This is a genomic window from Nocardia elegans NBRC 108235, assembly GCF_001612845.1.
Classification (GTDB): domain Bacteria; phylum Actinomycetota; class Actinomycetes; order Mycobacteriales; family Mycobacteriaceae; genus Nocardia; species Nocardia nova.
In genome coordinates this window covers 72,684-87,756 of sequence record NZ_BDBF01000029.1, presented here as the reverse complement: position 1 = coordinate 87,756, position 15,073 = coordinate 72,684, and the positions used below count along the sequence as shown (strand labels likewise).

Below are 15,073 nucleotides of genomic sequence, written 5' to 3'. Positions count from 1 at the left end.
CGCGACACCCGGCCGATCCCCCATGGAACCGGCGACGCGGAGGCGGTCATCGATCGAAGCCCGCCGGCAACTCTCGCCGAAAGGCCACTACCGAAGACCGACGCCACGCGTGCGGGTGCATACGGCTGGTGCGGTGCCGATATACGACTAGCCGACGGGGAGATTCTATGCCTCCCCGTCGGCTGCGCGTTAACTGCCTGTGATTGTCAGCGCGTCTGTCTCGCGTCCGTGCGGGCGCGAACAGATCAACGCCGCAGTCCGAGCCGCTCGATCAGCGAACGGTAGCGCTCGATGTCCTTGTCCTGCAGGTACTTCGACAGCCGCCGACGGCGACCGATCAGACCCAGCAGGCCATGGCGGGTGTGGTGATCGTGCTTGTGCACCTTCAGGTGCTCGGTCAGGTCGGAGATCCGCTTGGACAGCAGCGCGATCTGGGCCTCCGGCGAACCGGTGTCCTTCTCGTGCAGGCCGTATTCCTTGAGGATGGCCGCCTTCTGCTCGGTGGTCAGAGCCACGAATTCACTCCTTGTTTTCTCAGTCCGCGCTCGAGGAAACCGGGAAACCCCGGGCGGGCGCCACCGCGGACCGCAGCAGACCCGACGAGCCAGCCTACCGGATCACCGCACGTCGGACCGAATCGGCCCGAGCCGGCCGGTCGGCCCCACGCCGGGGATATGTTCGGCCGGCGGATTCGCTCAGCGCTGGGCGTCGCTCGCCTCGGCGGCGGCCAGCACCTGTCGCGTCTGCTGGACGTCGTCGCCCATGGCCCGGACCAGATCGTCGATCGAGTCGAAGCGGCGCATACCGCGCAGATGCTGCACGAAGTCCACGGCGACGTGCTGGCCGTACAGATCCGCCTCGGTGTCGAGGACGAAGGCCTCGACCGTGCGGGTGCGGCCGGAGAAGGTCGGGTTGGTGCCCACCGAGATCGCGGCCATGGCCCGCTTGCCCGGCCGTGTGACGCCGACCGTCTCTCCGGCGGCCAGCACGGTGAACCAGCCCGCGTACACGCCGTCGGCCGGGATCGCCGCATGCATCGGCGGAGCCACGTTGGCGGTCGGGAAACCGAGTTCGCGACCGCGGCCGTCGCCGTGGACGACGACACCCTCGACCCGGTGCGGGCGGCCGAGCGCGTCGGCGGCCGCGGCCATGTCACCGGCGTCGACGCAGGCCCGGATGTAGGTGGAGGAGAACGTGACCGCGTGTTCGCCGACCAGCTTCACACCGTCGACCTCGAAGCCGAACCGGCCGCCCAGCTCGCGCATGGTCTCGACGGTGCCGGCCGCCTTCTTGCCGAAGGTGAAGTTGTCGCCGACCACGACCTCTGCGACATGTAGCTTCTCGACCAGCAGGTCGTGCACGTAGCGGCCGGGGGTGAGCTTCATGAAGTCCTGGGTGAACGGCATCACCAGGAACACATCGATACCGAGTTCCTCGACCAGCTCCGCGCGCCGGGTCAACGTGGTGAGCTGCGCCGGATGCGATCCGGGACGCACCACTTCCATCGGATGCGGGTCGAAGGTCATGAGAACCGAGGGAACACCGCGCACCGCAGCGGATTTCACCGCACGGCTGATCAATTGGGCGTGACCGCGGTGCACACCGTCGAACACGCCGATGGTGAGCACACACCGACCCCAGTCCGGTGGCATTTCCTCGAGACTTCGCCATCTCTGCACACACCGAAGCCTACGCAAGCGCGGTCACGAACCGGGATTCGGCGGGGCGGTTGTTCACCCGACCGTCACCCGCCCGCGGCGAGCGCGAGGTTGTGCGGGCTTGCGGGCTGCGGCCGCAATGGTCCCGCTGTACCTGATGGCGGGTCCGCGGCGGCCCGGCCCCCGCTGTGCTCGATCGCGGCGTCCGCGGCGGCCTCCGTGGTTACGCAGGCTGCCTCCTCCGGCCGCAACGCTGCACCCGCTGTGCTCGATCGCGGCGTCCGCGGCGGCCTCCGTGGTTACGCAGGCTGCCTCCTCCGGCCGCAACGCTGCCCCCGCTAAGCTCGATACGTGCCCGGAAAACGTGATGTCGCCACCCGGCGTGAGCTGGCAGATTCCGCTGCGTCACAAGCGTCTCCCGATGCGGGGGCGGCCGGGCGCGCGGCGAATGTGGCCCCCTCGCTGTCGTCGGTCGCCCAGGACTATCTGAAGGTCATCTGGAGTGCGCAGGAGTGGTCGCAGGAGAAGGTGTCGACCAAACTGCTGGCCGAGCGGATCGGTGTGTCGGCGTCGACGGTGTCGGAGGCGGTGCGCAAACTCGCCGATCAGGGCCTGGTCGAACACGCCCGCTACGGCGCCATCACCCTGACCGACAACGGCCGCCGGGCCGCCGTCGCCATGGTGCGCCGCCATCGGCTGATCGAAACGTTCCTGGTCAGCGAGCTCGGCTACGGCTGGGACGAGGTGCACGACGAGGCCGAGGTGCTCGAGCACGCGGTGTCGGAGACCCTGGTGGAACGCATCGACGCCAAACTCGGCCATCCCGATCGCGATCCGCACGGCGACCCGATCCCCTCCGTCGACGGTGCGGTCCCCACCCCGCCCGCCCATCAGCTCAGCGACTTCCAGGCCGGACAATCCGGCCGGGTGGCGCGCATCTCCGATTTCGATCCCGCCATGCTGCGGTATTTCGATTCCGTCGGCATCGCGCTCGACACCGTGATCACCGTGGTGGAGCGGCGCGATTTCGCCGGCACCATCGCGGTGCGGATCGGCGAGCACACCATCGATCTGGGAAGTCCTGCGGCAGAAGCGATCTGGCTGACCTCCTGACCGGCCACCGCAGCCCCCCGCCCCGGCACCGGAAGTCGCGGCGTATCGCCGCCCCTACTGTGTGACCAGCGCCGCGGCGCGCTCGGCGATCGCGGTGCCGAGTTCGGCGGTGGTCGCCGTACCGCCCAGATCGGGGGTGAGCACCTCCCCCGCGGCCAGCACATCGCAGACCGCGCGGTCGACGGCCGCGGCCGCCGCGGATTCGCCCAGGTGGTCGAGCATCATCGCACCGGCGAGGATCTGCGCCACCGGATCGGCGATGCCCATACCCGCGATGTCGGGCGCACTGCCGTGCACCGCCTCGAACATCGAGGGCGCCTCGCGCGCGGGATTGATATTCCCCGAGGGCGCGAGCCCGAGCCCGCCGGTCACCGCGGCGGCGAGGTCGGACAGGATGTCGCCGAACAGATTCGAGCCGACGATCACATCCAGCCGATCCGGATGCAGCACGATCTCCGCGGCCAGCGCATCGACATGCATCTGCCGCGTCTCGACGTCCGGATACTCGGCGGCGATCCGCTCGAAAACGCTGTCCCAGTACGGCATCGAATGAATGAGGCCGTTGGACTTGGTGGCCGAACACAGTCTGCGGTCACGCCGGCGCGCCTGCTCGAACGCGTATCGGATGATGCGTTCACATCCGGTGCGGGTGAATATCGATTCCTGAACCACGAATTCGTCCGGCCGCCCGGGATTGTGCATTCCCCCGATCGCGGAATATTCGCCCTCGGAATTCTCCCGCACGATGAGGATGTCGAGATCGTCGGCGCCGCGTCCGCGGAGCGCGGATTCGGTGCCGGGCAGCAGCCGGACCGGGCGCAGATTCACATACTGCCCGAAGGCGCGCCGCAGTGGGATCAGCAGACCCCACAGCGAAATATGGTCGGCCACACCGGGAAATCCCACGGCGCCGAGCAGAATCGCGTCGAAATCCGCCAGTTGCTGCGGACCGTCGTCGGGCATCATCGCTCCGGTGCGCAGATATTGCTCACAGGACCAGTCGAATTCGGTCCAGGCGATGCCGGGCAGCACCGCGTCGAGAACCTTGACCGCCTCGGCCGTGACGTCCACGCCGATACCGTCGCCGGGAATGGTGGCAATGCGATACACCGCCATCACAGTGCCACACCGATGTATTTGGTCTCCAGGAATTCGTCGATGCCGGTGAAGCCGCCCTCGCGTCCGAGACCCGATTCCTTCACTCCCCCGAACGGCGCCGCCGGATTGGACACCACGCCCTGGTTGAGACCCACCATGCCGGTGTCGAGCGCCTCGCTCACCCGCAATCCGCGCCGCAGATTCTCGGTGAACACGTACGCCACCAAACCGTAGGGCGTGTCGTCGGCGCGTTCGATCACCTCGTCCTCGGTGTCGAAGACGGCCAAACCCGCGACGGGGCCGAAGATTTCGGTGCCGAACATCGCGGCGTCGTCCGGGACACCGGTCAGCACCGTGGGTGGATAGAAGTATCCGGGTCCTTCGGCGGCGTTTCCACCGAGCAGGACGGTGGCGCCGCGCCGGCGCGCATCGGCGACCAGTTCCGACACCTTCGCGACCGCGGCGGCGTCGATCAGCGGTCCGACCACCACGCCCGGATCGGCGCCGCGGCCCATCGGCAGGGCCGCCATCCGTTCGGTGAAGCGGCGGGTGAATTCGTCGGCGATGCCGCGTTGCAGGTAGATCCGGTTGGCCGCGGTGCAGGCCTGGCCGATATTGCGCATCTTCGCCGCGAGCGCGCCCTCCACCGCGGTATCGAGATCGGCATCGTCGAACACGATCAGCGGGGCGTTGCCGCCCAATTCCATCGACGTGCGCATCACGGATCTCGCGCACTGTTCCAGCAGCAACTTCCCGACGGCGGTCGATCCCGTGAACGACAGTTTGCGCGAGCGCGGATCCGCGATCATCGCACCGGTCACCGCCGCCGGGTCGGAGGTGGTCACGACATTGACCACGCCGTCGGGAACCCCTGCGGCGGACAGTATTTCGGCGATCGCCAGCGTGCACAGCGGGGTCTGCTCGGCGGGTTTGACCACGCAGGTGCAGCCCGCGGCCAGGGCCGGGCCGATCTTGCGGGTCGCCATCGCCATGGGGAAGTTCCACGGGGTGATCAGGATGCTCGGCCCTACGGGCCGGCGCGCCACCACGAAGCGGGATCCACCGGCCGGCGCGGGCATATATCCGCCATCCAGCCGCACCGCCTCCTCGGCGAACCAGCGGAAGAACTCCGCCGCGTACGCGACCTCGCCGCGCGCCTCGGCCAGCGGTTTGCCCATCTCGGCGGTGGCGATACGGGCGAGCCGGTCGGTGTCGTCGAGCATGGCCCGATGGGCGCGCATCAGGATCTCCGACCGCGTCCGCGCGGGCACCTCGGCCCACTCGTCCTGCGCCGCCGCGGCCGCGGCCAGCGCGGCGACGCCGTCCTCGGGGCGGGCATCGGCGACGGCGGTCAGGATCTGCCCGGTGGCCGGGTCCTCCACGTCCAGCCGGGTGGCCGCCTCGCGACGGCGCCCGCCGATGAACAGGCCGGTCGGGACGCTGTCGATCGCCGCGCGCGTCGCGGCATCAGGGGCCGCAACGGTATACGTCATCGCTCGCTCCTCTTCTCGGAACAGCAGGTCGGGTCGGCGCAGTCGTTGCCGTCACCGTCGCGGCCATGTTATACACATTGTCAACAATCCGACAATAAGAATCCGGCCGTCACCGGTGCGGATTTCCCGTCGCCCGGGAGGCGGATCACCATGACTGCACTTTCCCCCGTTCTCCGGCAGGCCACGCCGGTCACCGTCGATCACGGCGAGGGCTGCTACCTGTACGGCACCGACGGTCGCCGGTACCTCGACTTCACCGCCGGGATCGGCGTCACCAGCACCGGGCACTGTCATCCGCGAGTGGTCGAGGCCGCGCGCGAACAGATCGGCAGCCTCATCCACGGCCAGTACACGACGGTCATGCACCGGCCGCTGCTGCGGCTGACCGAACGGCTCGCCGATGTACTTCCCGCCCACCTGGATTCGGTGTTCTTCGCCAACTCCGGCAGCGAGGCCGTGGAGGCCGCGCTGCGGCTGGCCCGGCAGGCCACCGGCCGCCCCAATGTGGTGGTGTTCCACGGCGGCTTCCACGGCCGCACGGTCGCCGCCGCGACCATGACCACCTCCGGAACCCGCTTCTCGGCCGGTTTCAGCCCGCTCATGGGTGGTGTGCACGTGGCGCCGTTCCCCACCGCCTACCGCTACGGCTGGTCGGAGGAGGAAGCCACCGACTTCGCGCTGCGCGAGCTCGACTACATCCTGGCCACGCTGACCGCGCCCGCCGAAACGGCGGCGTTCGTCGTCGAGCCGGTGCTCGGCGAGGGCGGCTACATCCCGGGCAACACCCGGTTCTTCCAGGGCCTGCGCGAACGCGCCGACCGGCACGGCATCCTGTTGATCTTCGACGAGATCCAGACCGGTTTCGGGCGCACCGGAAAGTTCTTCGGACATCAGCATTTCGACGTGCGGGCCGATGTCATCACCATCGCCAAGGGATTGGCGAGCGGATTCCCGTTGTCCGGAATCGCCGCGCCGCAGGAACTGATGGCCCAGGCCTGGCCCGGGTCCCAGGGCGGCACCTACGGCGGCAATGCCGTGGCGTGCGCGGCCGCGGTCGCCACGATCGATGTCATCGAATCGGAGGGGCTGGTGGACAACGCCGCCGCCCGCGGCACGCAACTGCTGGCCGGAGCGCGGGCCGCGGCCACCAAGGCGATCGGTGATGTGCGCGGCCTTGGACTGCTCGTCGGAAGCGAATTCACCACGGCCACAGGCGAACCCGACACCGCGACGGCTGCGGCCGCGCAGCAGCTGGCGGCGCAGCGTGGCCTGCTCCTGCTGACCTGCGGCGCCTACAGCAATGTCGTGCGGATGATCCCGCCGCTGATCGTGACCGCCGAACAGGTCGACGAGGCACTGGCGCTCTGGAACGGAGTCCTCGACGAGCTGTAGCGCCGCACCGGCATCCGATCGGAACAGGAGATCCCGATGGCCCGATACCTCACCATCACCCTCACCAAGGCCGGCGTGCGCTGCCGGGCGCGACTGCTGGACGACCAGGCGCCCCGCACCTGCGCGGCGGTCTGGGACGCGCTGCCCCAGGAGGGCGACGCGTTCCACGCCAAATACGCTCGCAACGAGGTGTACACCCTGGTGCCGCGCATCACGGCGGCCCCGCATCGCGAAAACCCCACGGTCACACCGATTCCCGGCGACGTCTGCCTGTTCGATTTCGAACCGTGGGAGATCGGCAATCCGGCCTACGGCTACGAACCCGGTTCGGCCGCGCACGCCGGACAGGGCGCCACCGACCTGGCCCTGTTCTACGACCGCAACAACCTGCTGATCAACGGCGATATGGGCTGGGTGCCCGGCAACGTCTTCGCGACCATCGAAGAGAACCTGCCCGAGTTTGCCGCGGCATGCAACGCGCTGTGGCTACGCGGGGTGGAAGGCGAAACCTTGTCTTTCACAAGGTCTCTCAGCGCAGGACAAGATATCTGACCCGAATCACCGCGTCGGCAAACGATTTTGCTGCCGGCCGGAAAATCGATTGCCGGATCTCGTCGACAGTCCTCTCTGATCCGTGTAGTCACCGCAGGGGGCGGTGACGACACGGATCGGCACCGATCGGTGCTCGATGGAGGGGGACGCAACGTGAAGATTCGTGCATTCGTCATGGCCGCGGCCGCACTGGCCGCCCCGATGGTACTGTCCGCACCCGACCCGGTGGCCCACGCCTCGTCGCCCTGGGGCGCCTGTGGGATCAGGACGGACGAGTCGAAGGTGGTCACTACGTATGGCGATTTAAAACTGTTGTGCGGGAACAAGAATTACGGTTACCGCCATATCCAGGATAGGCACCAGGCCGAGTGGGAGGGGCTTGCGGACATCGAGAGCCGCAACTGCCGTGACATAGCCGATATGGCTATCGCGAAGGCACACGACGCCCCCGACTGGCATGGCCCACAAGGCGCCGGCAAGTACTGTTACACCGGCCAGATCTATCTGGTCAACCATGTCACCGGAGCGATCGTGAAGACGGTCCAGCCCACCGTGATCGTGGCCGAGAACGGGCAAGTGGTCACCGCCTTTCCTGGAGGAGCATGCCGTGGACAAGTCTGAGCCGAGTGCCGACGAACTCGTGGAGTCGGTGATTCGTGCCGGTGCGGAAGCCGGGTATCGGGTCGACCGGGATGAGGCGGGGCGATTGCGAATTACGGCGGTCCGCGAGGCGCCGGTCGACCCTGCCTTGATATTCGAGGTGACCGACGGGGAGTTGCGCGATTACTACACCCGGTTGTCGGCGGAATCGGGTGGACCGTTGGGGGCGGAAACTCCGTGGGAGGCATGGATGCTTCTAATGTCGACCCATCTCGACGAGGCCGTTTACGAGGCAGGACGGTTGGACGGTCCCGGCGTGATCGTGATCGGTGACACGGGTTTCCGCGCGGTGTCTCGGTCTACCACCGACTAGGAGCATCGGCGGCGAGAATTCGTCCGCTCACCTCGTCCGGGGCCTACCCACCCCGGCCGGTCCAGGCGCTGTGGCGGTGTCGCCGTCCATCTGCCGGGCCCCACACTGCCGCATGCCGTTCGGGGCCGGGCAGTGCCTCGGCGGTCGCAGCACGGCACCAGCTCTCGCGACGGGGCTCGCTCGCCTCAGGTTCACCCCAAAACCAGTTCGGCGAAGCGGGCCAGGGCCAGGACGAAATCGTCGGAGTGGCGCGGGCCGACGATCTGCAATCCCACCGGCATCCCCGCGGCGGTCGTGCCCGCCGGAATGCTGATCGCCGGTTGCTGGGTGAGGTTGAACGGATACGTGAACGGCGTCCATTGCGGCCAGCTGTCCATCGAACTGCCCGGCGGCACATCGTGTCCGGCCTCGAAGGCGGTGATCGGCATCGTCGGTGTGATCAGCACGTCGTAGACGGTGTGGAAGGCGCCCATGGCGATTCCGATCTCGGCGGCCACCGCGCGAGCGTTCAGATAGTCGACCGCGCCGAGCGCCAGACCGCGATCCCACATGGCCCCCAGTCCGGGATCGACGCGGTCACGCGAACCCGGCGGGAAGGTCGACAGCAGGGTCGCCGCGCCGGCCGCCCACATCCGTTCGAACGCCTCGCGCGGATCGGCGAAGCCCGGATCCGCCTCCACCACCCGCAAGCCGGCCTCGTCCAGCTTCCGCACAGCCGCCCCGACGACCGCCGCGACCTCCGGATCCACCTGGGCGAAGCCGAGATTCGCCGAATAGCCGACCGTCGCTCCGCGCACCTCGCGCTGGAGTTCACCCCGGAAGGTCGTCAGCGGTGGTGCGCCCGCGGTCGGATCCCGCGGATCGGGCAGGGACAGGATGTCCATCAACAGCGCCACATCCTCCACCGTTCGGGCGATAGGCCCGGCATGTGCCAGCGGTCCGAACGGACTGGCCGGATACAGCGGGATGCGCCCGTGGGTGGGCTTGAAACCCACGACACCGCAGAACGACGCGGGGATCCGCACACTGCCGCCGCCGTCGGTGCCGATCGATACCGGCCCCATTCCGGCCGCGACCGCCACCGCCGAACCGCCGGAGGAACCGCCGGACGTCATAGCGGGATCCACCGGATTGCGGGTGATGCCGGTGAGCGCGCTGTCGGTGGTCGCCTTCCAGGCGAGCTCCGGCGTGGTCGTCTTGCCCAGGAAGACCAGCCCGTCCTCGCGCAGCCGCGCGGTCGCGGGGCTGTCGACCGGCCACGGCGCGTCCGGCCGGATGGAGGTCGAGCCGCGCAGGGTGGGCCATCCCTGGGTGAGGAAGACGTCCTTGATCGAAATCGGCACGCCGTCGAGCAGTCCCTGCGCATGTCCGTTGTGCCAGCGGATTTCGGATTCCTTGGCCTGGATCAACGCTCGCTCGGAATCGACCAGGCAGTAGGCGTTGAGGACGTCGTCGCGCGCGGCGATCGCGTCCAGCGCCGCCTGCGTGGCCTCGACGGGAGACAACGCCCCGGCCGAATAGGCGGAGGCCAACTCGGCCGCGGTCATCGCCGCGGGGTCGGTCCCGGTTCCGGGGTGGGCCATCGTGACTCCCTTCAACTGGGCACGTAACCCAGCTTCTTGTCGACCACATTCTGTAGGGGCTGACCGGTGATCCAGCGCTGGAAGTTGTCGGTGAACGCGGCGACGATCTCCGACCGCCAGCCGATGAAGTCGCCGCTGTTGTGCGGGGTGACAACCACATTCGGCAGATCCCACAGCGGATGACCGGCCGGCAGCGGTTCCGGATCGACCACGTCCAGCGCCGCACCGGCGAGCGCGCCACCGCGCAGCGCGGCGACCAGATCGTCGGTGACGACCGATTCCCCCCGGCCAACATTGATGAAACGCGCATGCGGTTTCATCGCCCCGAACGCGTTCGCGTCGAACATATACCGGGTCTGCGGCGTCAGCGGCGCCACGCAGATCACGTAGTCGGCGCCGGGTAGTTCGGCGTGCAGATCGGTTGCGACGGTACCGAAGTCGGGATCGTCGATGCGGGCGGTGCGGCCCAGCCCGCGGACCCGCATACCCGCGGCCCGCAGCAGGCGGGCGATGGCGCGCCCGATGGAGCCGGTGCCGACCACCAGCGCCGCGGCTCCGGCGACACGCTCGGATTCGCGATGGTGCCATTGATGGCGCTGCTGCAGACGCAGCGATTCGGGCAGATCCTTGGCGAAGGCGAGGATCTGTGCCAGCACGTATTCCGCGATGGGCTGATCGAACAGCCCGCGGGTGTTGGTCACCAGCACATCGCTGTCGATCAGCTCGTCGAACATCACGGCATCGACGCCGGTGGCTCCGACATGAACCCAGCGCAATCGGTCGGCGCGATGCCAGGCGCCCGGCAGGGCGGTGCTCTGGAAGTCGTAGACGAACAGCGCCTCGGCGCCGGGCAACGCGTCCGCGAGTTCCGCAGCGTCGGCGAAGCGAACGCCGGCCTGCTGCGACACCGGACGCAGATATGCCGCGTCGGGCTCGACGCCGTCGTGCAGGACGGTGACAACTGGGCCCGCGTTCATATTGACAGGCTAAAAACCCATCGTATGCTTGTCAACAATCCGATTGTGTGCGGAGGTTCGTCGCCCGAACGCGAGAGGGGCCCTCGTGGAACTGAATTTTCCCGAGTTGGACGGACCTGTCGCGCAACGAGGTATCGGGATCATCGCGCCGTTCGACCTGGCGCTGGAGCGCGAACTGTGGCGGTGGGCGCCACTCGAGGTGAGCCTGCATCTCGCGCGCACGCCCTACGAACCGGTGCCGGTCTCCTTCGAAATGGCCGAATTGGTTTCCGACGCAGCACATCTCACCGCCGCCACCCGCAACGTCCTGCACGTCGAGCCCGAGGTCATCGCCTATCTGTGCACCTCGGGCAGCTTCATCAAAGGGCTGGCCTACGAACGGTCGCTGCGCGACACCATCTGCCGGGCCGGCGCCCGGGACGCGATCACCACCTCCGGCGCGCTGATCGAAGCGGTGCGCAAATTGGAGTTGTCCCGGCTGTCGGTCATCACGCCCTACGACGACATCCTCACCGGGAAACTGCACGAGTACCTGCACGAGGCCGGCTGCGAGGTGCTGCGGTCGGACCATCTCGGGCTGGGCGGCGGCATCTGGAAGGTCGGCTACCGCACCATCGCCGAACGCATCATGGCCGCCGACGATCCCGCCGCCCAGGCCATCTTCGTCAGCTGCACCAACCTCCCCACCTACGACCTGGTCGAGCCGCTGGAACGACTTCTCGGCAAGCCGGTCCTGACCGCCAACCAACTGACCATGTGGGCCTGCCTGGGACGGATGAAGCTGCCGATGATGGGTCCCGGCAAATGGCTGCAGAACGTTTTCTAGGAGGCGCTGTGCAACGGCTACCGACCGTCGGCTTCATCTATCCCGACCACGCCGCCGAGGACGAATACCCCTGGGCCGCGGCACAACTCGGCGTGGATCTGCGGGTCGCGCACATCTACGGCACCGATCTGCACGCGGTGCCGGAGCTGCTCGACCTCGGCAGTCCGGAGAAGTTGCGCGAGGGTGCGCGACTGCTCGCACCCTTCGAACCGCGGGCAGTGGTGTGGGCCTGCACGTCGGGCAGTTTCGTCTACGGCCCGCAGGGGGCGCGCGATCAGGTGGACCGGCTCGCCCGCGACTGCGGAGTTCCCGCGTCGAGTACCAGTTTCGCGTTCGTGGACGCGGTGCGCGCGATCGGTGTCCGCGACGTGGCGGTCTGCGCCAGCTATCCCGACGAGGTGGCCGCCCTGTTCGTGGACTTCCTCGCCGCGGCGGACATTCGGGTGGTCTCGATGTCGAGCGCCGGAATCGACACCGCCGCCGAAGTGGGCACCCTCACCCCGGAGCAGGTCCTGACGCTGGCAGCGGCGAACGATCATCCCGACGCCGAGGCGTTGCTCGTTCCCGATACCGCGATGCATACGATACAACTGCTTCCGGAGCTGGAATCAGCGCTCGGCAAGCCGGTACTCACCGCGAACCAGGTCACCGTCTGGCAGGGGCTGCGACTGGCGGAACTGCCCGCCGTGTCGCCGCCGTCCGGACCGGGGCTCGGGACGCTCTTCTCGGAAAGGCCGATTCATGTCGGTGATTGAGTTCGAACCCGTGAATCGGCAGTCCACGGCGGAAATGATCGCCGACCGGCTGCGCACGGCGATCATGCACGGCACGGTCGCGCCCGGTACCCAGCTGGTCGAGGCCGATCTGGCCACGCAATTCGACGTCTCCCGCGGTCCGGTGCGCGAGGCCATGCAGCGGCTGGTCTCGGAGGGGCTGCTGCACAGCGTGCGCCACCGCGGCATCTTCGTCATCGAACTGAGTCTCGACGACGTCGTGGACATCTACCGGGCTCGTACCGCGATCGAGGGCGGCGCGCTGGATCTGATTCTGGACGGCCGCCGCGAGATCGCCTACGCGGCACTGGAAACCAGTGTCGCCGACATGCAGGCCTGCGCCGCGCGGGGTGATGCCACCGGCGTCACCGAGTCCGACCATTCTTTCCACCAGGCCCTGGTGACCAGCGCCGACAGTCCGCGGCTGGTGCGCGCGGCACGGACCCTCCTGATCGAGACGCGAATGTGCCTGGGCGCGTTGCAGACCACCTACACCGACCTCGGCGAGCAGGTCCGTGAACACATCGCCCTGCGCGAGGCGATCGCCGCCGACCCGCCGGATCACGTTCGCGAATTGCTGGCGGGGCATATGCGCGATGCCGTCGAACGACTCCGGGAGCAGGCCGGCGGCGAGGAGTAGCCGCCGTCTCAGTCGATGAGCCCGCGCGGGCGCACCACGAAGACCGGCGAGGAGCGCTTCCCCTTCTCCTCCAGCAGGGCGATGGTCCGGCCGTCGGCGGTCGTGGCCGCGTGCACACCGCGCAGGCCGACCGGGTCCAGCCAGCGACCGTCGCGCAGCGATTCGGCCTGGTCGGCGTCGATCTCCCGATGCGGGAAGGCAAGGCGCACAGCGGCATCGACGTCGAGATTCAGGCTCGGATCGTCGGCGAGCTGATCCACGGTGCGGGCGTGTTCGAGCGTGAACGGGCCGACCCGGGTGCGACGCAACGCGGTCAGATGTCCACCGACCCCCAGCGCGGCGCCGAGATCGCGGGCCAGGGCACGGATGTAGGTGCCCGAAGAGCAGTCGACCTCGACGTCCAGATCGACGAATGTCGTTGCGCCGGTGTCGATATCGCGACGACCCAGAATGTCGAACCGGGAGACAGTGACCGGCCGGGCAGCCAGTTCCACCTGCTCGCCGGCCCGGGCGCGCGCGTACGCCCGTTCGCCGTTGACCTTGATCGCGCTGACCGTCGATGGCACCTGCTCGATATTGCCGGTGAGCGCGGCGACGGCGGCGGCGATATCGGCGTCGGCGACATGGGCGGCGGGGATGGTGGCCAGCACCTCTCCCTCGGCATCATCGGTGACGGTGGCCTGGCCGAGGCGGACGGTCGCGGCGTAGGACTTGGTGGTCAGGCTCAGCAGGCCCAGCAGTTTGGTGGCGCGCTCGACACCGAGCACCAGCACTCCGGTGGCCATCGGGTCGAGGGTGCCGGCGTGGCCGATCTTCTTGGTGCGCAGGATCTTCCGGCAGCGCGCGACCACGTCGTGGCTGGTCTGCCCGCCGTCCTTGTCGATGATGAGCAGCCCGCCGAGCGGATCGACGACCGCCTCACGTTCGGCCATCAGCCGGCCACGATCGCGGTCAGGATCAGCCCGTCGGTGATCGTCCAGCGTCCGTCGAAGGCGGTCAGCGGCGCACCGCCGTCGACGGTCTGCCCGGGAACCAGCAACGCACTGTGGAAGGTGCCGGCGGTACCGGTGTCGTCGACGGTGAAGGTGATGTGGGCGTCCTCGAAACCGAGCCAGCGCTGCGTGAGCGGGAACCACGCCTTGTAGGTGGCCTCCTTCGCGCAGAACAGCAGCCGGTCCATATGCAGTCCGGTGGCGGGGATCGCGCCGCGCAGCCAGTCCCGCTCGGCGGGCAGGCTCACCGAGTCCAGCACGCCTTCGGGCAGCGTGTCGTGCGGTTCGGCGTCGATGCCGACCGACCGCCAGCGCAGCCGATGTGCCAGCACCGCCGCCCGATAACCGTCGCAGTGGGTGAGACTGCCGACCACCCCGCGCGGGAACAGCGGCATCCCGCGCTCGCCCTTACCGATCGCCACCGGCGGCTCGCCGAGCTGGGCCAGCGCCAGCCGCGCACAGTGCCGGGCGCCGATGAAATCGCGCCGCCGCTTCTCGACGGACTGCGCGATCAGATGTTCCTCACCGGGATGCGGTTTCAGATCCTCCTGATACCGCAACAGCTCCGCCGCGGCCACTCCCGCGGGCAGAATGCTGCCGATGACGCGCGCCTGTTCCTCGATGACCGCCTCCTGAGTAGACCCTGTCTGCGCTACGAGCCTAGCCGGACCCCGCAGAGCCGCCCGTCGAAGCCGGGTATCGAAAGTATGTTCGAAGTGGAGTAGTCTCCCGCGCATGGAGCTCACCCCGCTGGAGTACGCACGACTGAACCTGGAACAGGTACGAGCCCAACTGGTCGACGCGGCCGCCTTCGACAAGGCACTGACCCCCGATCAGCTCGAGCGGGCCGCGTGGAAGATCCGCGAGGGGCTGCGGATCTACCGCGAGCACACCGAATCGCCCCGGGTGGGCCGGCCCGGCAGCGCATGTCTGGACTACCGTGGCGCACACCGGCGTCCGTGGTGACGCGCCGTCTCTCGCACCCGCTGCGACCCGTCACCGC

General features: G+C 68.4%; 17 protein-coding genes. 9 read left to right on the top strand and 8 right to left on the bottom strand.

From position 1 onward, the window contains the following. Positions 1 to 245: 245 nt before the first annotated feature. A complete protein-coding gene (gene rpsO / locus NE2_RS21015; RefSeq protein ID WP_040720363.1) occupies positions 246 to 515 on the bottom strand; it encodes a 30S ribosomal protein S15 in 270 nt (89 codons plus the stop codon). A gap of 180 nt (positions 516 to 695) precedes the next feature. Continuing rightward, positions 696 to 1,679: a bifunctional riboflavin kinase/FAD synthetase gene (locus NE2_RS21010; protein WP_063028665.1), complete on the bottom strand. Its 984-nt coding sequence runs from the start codon at positions 1,677 to 1,679 to the stop codon at positions 696 to 698. A gap of 429 nt (positions 1,680 to 2,108) precedes the next feature. Here NE2_RS21010 and NE2_RS21005 point away from each other — a divergent pair, with 429 nt between their 5' ends. Continuing rightward, positions 2,109 to 2,771, top strand: coding sequence for a metal-dependent transcriptional regulator (locus tag NE2_RS21005; RefSeq protein WP_051755147.1), 663 nt, complete (start codon positions 2,109 to 2,111; stop codon positions 2,769 to 2,771). A gap of 54 nt (positions 2,772 to 2,825) precedes the next feature. Here NE2_RS21005 and NE2_RS21000 read toward each other — a convergent pair whose 3' ends face one another. Both NE2_RS21000 and NE2_RS20995 read right to left on the bottom strand, forming a co-directional pair. Further along, on the bottom strand, positions 2,826 to 3,887 hold the full coding sequence (locus NE2_RS21000; RefSeq protein WP_063028663.1) for a tartrate dehydrogenase: 1,062 nt from the start codon (positions 3,885 to 3,887) through the stop codon (positions 2,826 to 2,828). Then, the gene (locus NE2_RS20995) at positions 3,887 to 5,362 is read right to left on the bottom strand and encodes an NAD-dependent succinate-semialdehyde dehydrogenase (protein WP_063028661.1); all 1,476 of its coding nucleotides are present in this window, start codon (positions 5,360 to 5,362) and stop codon (positions 3,887 to 3,889) included. Before NE2_RS20995 ends, NE2_RS21000 begins: the two co-directional genes overlap by 1 nt. Before the next feature lie 150 nt (positions 5,363 to 5,512). Here NE2_RS20995 and NE2_RS20990 point away from each other — a divergent pair, with 150 nt between their 5' ends. From NE2_RS20990 to NE2_RS20975, 4 genes are all read left to right on the top strand, one after another. Continuing rightward, a complete protein-coding gene (locus NE2_RS20990; RefSeq protein ID WP_063028659.1) occupies positions 5,513 to 6,754 on the top strand; it encodes an aspartate aminotransferase family protein in 1,242 nt (413 codons plus the stop codon). Between the two features lie 36 nt (positions 6,755 to 6,790). Continuing rightward, positions 6,791 to 7,306, top strand: coding sequence for a DUF3830 family protein (locus tag NE2_RS20985; protein ID WP_063028657.1), 516 nt, complete (start codon positions 6,791 to 6,793; stop codon positions 7,304 to 7,306). Between the two features lie 153 nt (positions 7,307 to 7,459). Next, positions 7,460 to 7,927 carry a hypothetical protein gene (locus NE2_RS20980; protein WP_063028655.1) on the top strand — a complete coding sequence of 156 codons (468 nt, stop codon included), beginning with the start codon at positions 7,460 to 7,462 and terminating at the stop codon, positions 7,925 to 7,927. After that, entirely contained in the window at positions 7,914 to 8,279 is a 366-nt protein-coding gene (locus NE2_RS20975) for a hypothetical protein (RefSeq protein ID WP_106958567.1), read from the top strand. Before NE2_RS20980 ends, NE2_RS20975 begins: the two co-directional genes overlap by 14 nt. 191 nt (positions 8,280 to 8,470) lie before the next feature. Here the strand turns inward: NE2_RS20975 and NE2_RS20970 are convergent, their stop codons facing one another. After that, a complete protein-coding gene (locus NE2_RS20970; protein WP_228831054.1) occupies positions 8,471 to 9,862 on the bottom strand; it encodes an amidase in 1,392 nt (463 codons plus the stop codon). 11 nt (positions 9,863 to 9,873) lie between these two features. Next, a complete protein-coding gene (locus NE2_RS20965) occupies positions 9,874 to 10,839 on the bottom strand; it encodes a D-2-hydroxyacid dehydrogenase (RefSeq protein ID WP_063028651.1) in 966 nt (321 codons plus the stop codon). A gap of 85 nt (positions 10,840 to 10,924) precedes the next feature. Between NE2_RS20965 and NE2_RS20960 the strand changes: the two genes are divergently transcribed. From NE2_RS20960 to NE2_RS20950, 3 genes are read left to right on the top strand one after another with little or no spacing between them, the layout of a single operon-like run. Beyond that, positions 10,925 to 11,665: a maleate cis-trans isomerase family protein gene (locus NE2_RS20960; RefSeq protein ID WP_063028649.1), complete on the top strand. Its 741-nt coding sequence runs from the start codon at positions 10,925 to 10,927 to the stop codon at positions 11,663 to 11,665. 8 nt (positions 11,666 to 11,673) lie between these two features. Further along, on the top strand, positions 11,674 to 12,420 hold the full coding sequence (locus NE2_RS20955; RefSeq protein ID WP_233429844.1) for a maleate cis-trans isomerase family protein: 747 nt from the start codon (positions 11,674 to 11,676) through the stop codon (positions 12,418 to 12,420). Next, the gene (locus NE2_RS20950; RefSeq protein ID WP_063028645.1) at positions 12,407 to 13,078 is read left to right on the top strand and encodes a GntR family transcriptional regulator; all 672 of its coding nucleotides are present in this window, start codon (positions 12,407 to 12,409) and stop codon (positions 13,076 to 13,078) included. The genes NE2_RS20955 and NE2_RS20950 overlap by 14 nt, the downstream gene beginning before the upstream one ends. Positions 13,079 to 13,086: 8 nt before the next feature. On the opposite strand, the gene truB is transcribed toward NE2_RS20950, so the two are convergent. Both truB and npt read right to left on the bottom strand, forming a co-directional pair. Beyond that, positions 13,087 to 14,010 (bottom strand): tRNA pseudouridine(55) synthase TruB, encoded by a 924-nt coding sequence (truB, locus tag NE2_RS20945; RefSeq protein ID WP_063028643.1) that lies wholly within the window; start codon positions 14,008 to 14,010, stop codon positions 13,087 to 13,089. Continuing rightward, complete coding sequence (gene npt / locus NE2_RS20940) at positions 14,010 to 14,648, bottom strand: 4'-phosphopantetheinyl transferase Npt (protein ID WP_174553963.1); 639 nt, start codon at positions 14,646 to 14,648, stop codon at positions 14,010 to 14,012. The genes truB and npt overlap by 1 nt, the downstream gene beginning before the upstream one ends. 157 nt (positions 14,649 to 14,805) lie before the next feature. On the opposite strand from npt, the gene NE2_RS20935 reads away from it, so the two are divergent. Next, a complete protein-coding gene (locus tag NE2_RS20935; protein ID WP_039779562.1) occupies positions 14,806 to 15,036 on the top strand; it encodes a DUF6374 family protein in 231 nt (76 codons plus the stop codon). The last annotated feature ends 37 nt before the right edge of the window (positions 15,037 to 15,073 follow it).

Excerpts from the sequence above, each read along its gene's own strand:
- NE2_RS21000 (WP_063028663.1), bottom strand. The coding sequence starts at position 3,887 with ATGGCGGTGTATCGCATTGCCACCATTCCCGGCGACGGTATCGGCGTG.
- NE2_RS20995 (WP_063028661.1), bottom strand. The coding sequence starts at position 5,362 with ATGACGTATACCGTTGCGGCCCCTGATGCCGCGACGCGCGCGGCGATC.
- NE2_RS20990 (WP_063028659.1), top strand. The coding sequence starts at position 5,513 with ATGACTGCACTTTCCCCCGTTCTCCGGCAGGCCACGCCGGTCACCGTC.
- NE2_RS20985 (WP_063028657.1), top strand. The coding sequence starts at position 6,791 with ATGGCCCGATACCTCACCATCACCCTCACCAAGGCCGGCGTGCGCTGC.
- NE2_RS20970 (WP_228831054.1), bottom strand. The coding sequence starts at position 9,862 with ATGGCCCACCCCGGAACCGGGACCGACCCCGCGGCGATGACCGCGGCC.
- NE2_RS20965 (WP_063028651.1), bottom strand. The coding sequence starts at position 10,839 with ATGAACGCGGGCCCAGTTGTCACCGTCCTGCACGACGGCGTCGAGCCC.
- NE2_RS20950 (WP_063028645.1), top strand. The coding sequence starts at position 12,407 with ATGTCGGTGATTGAGTTCGAACCCGTGAATCGGCAGTCCACGGCGGAA.
- truB (WP_063028643.1), bottom strand. The coding sequence starts at position 14,010 with ATGGCCGAACGTGAGGCGGTCGTCGATCCGCTCGGCGGGCTGCTCATC.
- NE2_RS20935 (WP_039779562.1), top strand. The coding sequence starts at position 14,806 with ATGGAGCTCACCCCGCTGGAGTACGCACGACTGAACCTGGAACAGGTA.